2 protein-coding genes and 1 pseudogene are annotated in these 4,786 nt (G+C 53.5%); all 3 read right to left on the reverse strand.

Annotated features, from left to right (window positions below; genetic code table 11):
- Positions 1-2,719, reverse strand: a 2,719-nt coding sequence (gene ebgA, locus ACLQ7H_RS24325) for a beta-galactosidase subunit alpha (protein WP_411754887.1), incomplete at its 3' end; no start/stop codon positions are given.
- Positions 2,720-3,068: 349 nt separating this feature from the next.
- Positions 3,069-4,052, reverse strand: coding sequence for a transcriptional regulator EbgR (gene ebgR / locus ACLQ7H_RS24330; protein WP_411754888.1), 984 nt, complete (start codon positions 4,050-4,052; stop codon positions 3,069-3,071).
- A 356-nt stretch (positions 4,053-4,408) separates the two neighbouring features.
- Positions 4,409-4,786, reverse strand: a pseudogene (locus ACLQ7H_RS24335) (adenylosuccinate lyase); the annotation flags it as partial.

A 4,786-nucleotide genomic window follows, 5' to 3' on the forward strand; every position in this document is an offset into this window, starting at 1 on the left:
GCTGGCGGTTACCGTTGTTTTGTGGGAACGGATAGTGCTCGAACATCTCGGCCACCGTGGTCTGGTAGATATCGATCAGGTTGGCCTGCTGGCTGTCCTGATAGTTTTCTTCCGGGCCGCGGCCATAATAATTCACCCGTTCAAAGCCGCCGTTGATGCCCATATCCAGCCCGATGGCCGGGATCACATAAGGGTAATCGCCATAACGTTCGCCGCTGAGTTCCACGTTGAGCTGGCCTTCCGCATTGATCTGGTAGCGATAGCAGCAGCGCATGCCGAAGTCGAAGACCGGCGGGGCGATAATGCTGGTGACGGTGACTTCAACGCGGCCCTCGTTCTGAACGACGTCCAACGTACGGAAGTGCTCCTGCATGATTTGCAGGTGAGCGGGTTCCCACAGGCCTTGATACTCCTGTTTATGGTTATCGATCATCGGTTTGAAGAAGCTTAACGCCGGGGCAGAGGCAATGATTTCTTCCCCGTTGCTCATCCAGGAGGTCAGCTTGCCGTTCATCTTGGAGAAGGTCAGCGTAAAATCCTGGCCGCTGATGCAGTACGCCAGGCGGCTTTCTGCTACCTGTAGCGGCAGTGCATTGAGGTTGGTATAGCCTGCTGCCTGCGCAGTGTTCTCTTTTAACGGGAACTGGTACACCGCGATTTCGTGATTGGCCGGGCTGTACAGCGTGCTGGAGTTCTTGCGCACGCTGAAGTTGACAAAGGCTTCGCGCTCATCCAGTTCAGGCAGCTCAAGGCGGATTTCCCGTGAAGAGTTGGCCGCCAGATCTTTCAGCCGCAGAGACCGCGTTGCCAGCGTTTCCCCTTCTGCGCGGATCTCGGCGATGAGGGTGTAGTCATCCAGATTGGTAAACCACAGCTTGTTCTCAACCAGGAAGGTGCCAAGCCGAGCCTCAAGCGCGCGGATCTTCACCGGTGCAATAACCTGTTTGTACTCTTTCAGACCCGGCCCTGGGGTTTGATCCGGGAAGATCAGCCCGTCCATGCAGAAGTTGTAGTTGTTCGGATAGTCGCCGAAGTCGCCGCCGTATTTGTAAAATGCCTGGCCTTGCTCATCGTGCGCCAGGATGCCGTGATCGCACCATTCCCAAACGTAGTGGCCCTGAATATGATCGTGCTGGTAAAACACGTTCTGATATTCCGTCAGGCCGCCGGGGCCATTCCCCATGGCGTGCGCGTATTCACAGATGATGCGTGGTTTGGCGTGCGGGTGTTCACCAAACTCATTCATCAACGGCGCGCGGGTATACATGGTGGAGATAATATCCACCACCTCGGCGTCACGGTCTTCTTCGTAGTGCACCAGGCGGGTATCGTCGATGGCCTTGGTGGCGTGGTACATCGCATGGATGTTACACCCGTAGCCGGACTCATTGCCCAGCGACCACATCACGATTGACGGATGGTTCTTTTGCGCGTGAACGTGGCGCACGATACGATCGACGAATACCGTTTCCCAGGCCGGATCGTTGGTGATGCGGCTCAGATCGCCCACGTTGGCAAAACCGTGGGTTTCGACGTCGGTTTCGGCCATCACGAACAGCCCGTAAATGTCGCACAGCTCATAAAAGCGTGGATCGTTCGGGTAATGGGCGGTACGTACCGAGTTGATATTGTGCTGCTTCATCAGGATCAGATCTTTTTCAACGCGATCCATGCCTACCGCACGGCCTTTCAGATGGTCGTTATCATGGCGGTTGACGCCGTGCAGCATCACATACTGGTTGTTAATGTAGAACAGGCCATCGCGCACTTTGATATCGCGGAACCCGACGCGTTGAGGTATCACTTCCAGCACGCTGCCGCTTTGGTCTTTAAGCGTGATAAACAGCTGATAGAGATAAGGGTTTTCCGCTGACCACTGGATTGGATTTGCCAGATGTATAGCAAAACAGGTCTGAGTTTGTGCGCCTAGGCAGTGCTGCGCCAGGAGGTTACCGTGATCAAACAGGGCATACTCGACCACGTAGTCTGCTAGCGGTGCCCCAGACAGGTTCTCAATCTCCAGCGCGCAAGACAGGGTCGCGCTTTGGTAGTCGGCGGCAAAATCGGTGCGAACGGTCAGATCCTGCACGTGAACCGGCTCTTTGCCCACCAGATAGACATCGCGGAAGATGCCGGCCGTCCACCACATATCCTGGTCTTCGATGTAGGTCGAATCCGCCCATTGCATGACGCGCACGGCCAGCAGGTTTTCCCCGGATTGCACGTAATTGGAGATATCAAATTCGGCGGTCAGGCGGCTGCCCTTGCTGAAGCCCACATACTGACCGTTAACGTAGACTTCAAAATAGGTCTCAACCCCATCAAATTTGATGATGGTCTGTTTCCCGCGCCACTGTTCACCTAGTGTGAAGCTACGTTGGTAAGCGCCGGTTGGGTTGTCTGTCGGCACGAAAGGCACATCGATCGGGAAGGGGAAGCCCTCATCGGTGTATTGCAGGATGCCATGGCCTTCCATTTGCCACATGTTGGGCACCGTGATCTGGCCCCAGTCAGTCATCCTTTGTGAATAAAAGTCTTCGGGCACCAGCAGCGGGTTGGTGAAGTAGTTAAAGCTCCATTGGCCGCTGAGTGCCATAAAGTGGCTGCTGAGGGCGCGCTGAAAGGTTTGGGCACGTTTAAGTGAGTCATATGAGAAGAAGTAGGCACGGGGAGCCATTCGGTTCTCATGCAGGTATTGAAAGTTTTCCCAATTATTCACGTCATCTCTCCTGGTCTGAATGCTGTAGGCCGCAGTCTTGGCTGGAATGCGTCAATGCTTGGGATGGATTTTAGTAAAACATTTACTAAAATATAGCTGATAATTTGTTTTGCTTTAACTCGATCACGCTTTATACCCGATGCGCTGGTGGATCTGTGATCGGGTTAAAGAAACGGTGGATTGGCATGTTAGGCGGAGAGTGGTAGCAATAATTGGCAGGTTTTAAGGTAAAAAGGCTCGTTATTATTAGTATTTTTTACTAATAATTAGGCGTTTGGATGCGAGATAGGTGCTGCATTTAACGGGCGCAGCATGCGGCGCCCCTACATTGCGAGACTTGAGCTGTCAGTTATTTGGTGGTTTCACGCAGTTTTAGCTTGCTGGGCACGTAGACCTGCAGCGGCAGAGCACGGCCATCACGGAATTTCTCCAGCAGCAGGTTGACCCCCTGGATCCCCATCATTTCCGAGTGGATACGTACGGTGGAAAGCGGTGGGAAGGTAAAACGCGCGGTTGGGATATCGTTCACGCTGATCAGGGCGATGTCCTGTGGGATTTTCAGCCCCAACTCATGAATGCTGCGCAGTACCCCAATGGCAATGGAGTCTGAGGCAACAAACAGCGCGGCAGGATAATCCGCGGTTGCCAACATCTTTTTCGCCAGCTCATAACCTGAGGCGCTAGAGAAATCACCACGGTAAATATCTTGCTCGCGAACCACGCCTTTTAGCCGCCCATATTCCACAAAGGCCGCTTCGCGGATATCCGCTTTATTCGGCTCATCGGCACCGCCGATAAAACCGATGCGTTTGGCCCCGTGCTCAATAAAGAAGTCGATGATCTCTTTGCTGATTTTTGCCAGATCGATATCCACCGAGTCGTACTCGGAACCGGGCTCATTAAAATCAATAAAGCAGATGTTGTCGGTTAACGCCGCTGCCTTACGCAGGGTCTCAGGTGCAGGCTTGCTGACGATCAGCACGCCAGTGATCTTTTTCAGATCCGGCAGTTGGTTGTTTTTGTAGCAGTTGGTGAGTTCAATCCCCAACCTTTCGCACTGGGTTTCGATACCGTGGCGAATGGAAAGGTAGTAAGGATCGTTGATTTCCATCTCTTGCTTATAGCTGTATAGCGCCAGCACGTGGTGCTGTACCACCGCGTTAGTCAGATGCTTTTTGGCACTGCTGGTTTTGTATTCCAGCTTTTCGGCAATTTCCAGAATGCGATGCTTGGTCTCTTCTTTGACGTTGAGCGTGGGATCGTCATTCAAAACCCGGGAGACCGTCGCCAGTGAAACCCCTGCTTCGGCCGCGATATCTTTCAGCGTTGCCATATCTATCCTTATCTCACAGCCTGAGCGGCAAACTTCGTTATCAGGCATTGTAAGTGATGTCGGCGAACTTTCATCGGTTTTTAGTAAAAAAGTAAGGATAGCTTATCGAAGTTGGTGACATAAAGCTGGGATCGGGGAGGGGGATTTAGTGACATCAATGCCCCTCACCCTAACCCTCTCCCAAAGGGAGAGGGGACTGAACGTGCCACAGATTGGCCCATGCATCAGGCAATAACACTGCACCATTTCAATGCTGATGAGGGAACTGAACGTGTTTCAGACTACCGCTGTACTTGCCCACATCACCCCAACCCTCTCCCTGTGGGAGAGGGTTGGGGTGAGGGGCACTTGTTCGTTTACTTCAGCTCATCAACCATGGTAGTGGCGCGGCCAATGTAGTTAGCCGGCGTCATGGCTTTCAGGCGGGTTTTCTCGTCTTCCGGCAGTTCCAGGCTATCGATAAAGGCTTGCATACCGGCTGCATCCACGCGCTTGCCACGGGTCAGCTCTTTCAGCTTCTCATAGGGCTTTTCAATGCCGTAGCGGCGCATCACGGTCTGGATCGGCTCGGCCAGCACTTCCCAGTTGTGATCCAGCTCGTCCAGCAGGTGCGTACGGTTCACTTCCAGCTTGCTGATGCCTTTCATGGTGGCCTGATAGGCAATCAGCGCATAGCCCAAGCCCACGCCCAGGTTACGCAGCACCGTGGAGTCCGTCAGGTCACGCTGCCAGCG

The organism is Serratia sp. (in: enterobacteria) (genome assembly GCF_046715635.1).
Lineage (GTDB): Bacteria > Pseudomonadota > Gammaproteobacteria > Enterobacterales > Enterobacteriaceae > Chania.